The 992-nt window shown below is 60.4% G+C and carries 1 protein-coding gene; it reads right to left on the bottom strand.

The annotated features are described in order from the left end of the window. Window positions 1–992 (bottom strand): elongation factor Tu (tuf, locus tag EYW45_RS00115; protein ID WP_161133353.1); only part of this gene is annotated, 992 nt, incomplete at both ends.

Genomic DNA, 992 nt, shown 5'->3' with positions numbered 1-992 from the left:
GCCAACAGCTTGACCGTGATCGACACGTTGTCGCCCGGCAGAACCATTTCCTTGTCCTTCGGCAGTTCGATCGTGCCCGTCACGTCCGTCGTGCGGAAGTAGAACTGGGGACGATAGCCCTGGAAGAACGGCGTGTGACGGCCACCTTCTTCTTTCGACAGAATGTAGACCTCAGCCGTGAACTCTTTGTGCGGCTTGATCGAACCGGGCTTGGCCAACACTTGGCCACGCTCGATGTCTTCACGCTTCGTGCCGCGCAACAGAATGCCCACGTTGTCGCCCGCTTGACCTTGGTCCAGCAGCTTGCGGAACATTTCCACGCCCGTGCACGTCGTCTTGACCGTGTCTTTGATACCGACGATTTCGATTTCTTCGCCGACCTTGATGATGCCGCGCTCGATACGGCCCGTCACCACCGTGCCACGACCCGAGATCGAGAACACGTCTTCCACCGGCATCAGGAACGTACCGTCAACCGCGCGCTCAGGCATCGGAATGTACGTGTCCAGCGCTTCGGCCAGCTTGAAAATCGCTTGCTCGCCCAGCTCGCCCTTGTCGCCTTCCAGCGCCAACTTGGCCGAACCCTTGATGATCGGCGTGTCGTCGCCCGGGAAGTCGTACTTCGAAAGCAGCTCGCGCACTTCCATTTCGACCAGTTCCAGCAACTCTTCGTCGTCCACCATGTCTGCCTTGTTCAGGAAGACGATGATGTAGGGCACGCCCACCTGACGCGACAGCAGGATGTGCTCGCGCGTTTGGGGCATCGGGCCGTCAGCGGCCGACACCACCAGGATCGCGCCGTCCATTTGAGCGGCGCCCGTGATCATGTTCTTCACATAGTCAGCGTGGCCCGGGCAGTCAACGTGCGCGTAGTGACGCGATTCCGTTTCGTACTCGACGTGTGCCGTGTTGATCGTGATACCGCGTGCCTTTTCTTCCGGAGCCGCGTCGATCTGGTCGTAGCCGCGGGCTTCGCCGCCGAACTTCGCCGA

The organism is Schauerella aestuarii, assembly GCF_009866805.1.
GTDB lineage: Bacteria > Pseudomonadota > Gammaproteobacteria > Burkholderiales > Burkholderiaceae_B > Schauerella > Schauerella aestuarii.
This window is presented reverse-complemented; position numbering and strand designations above follow the sequence as displayed.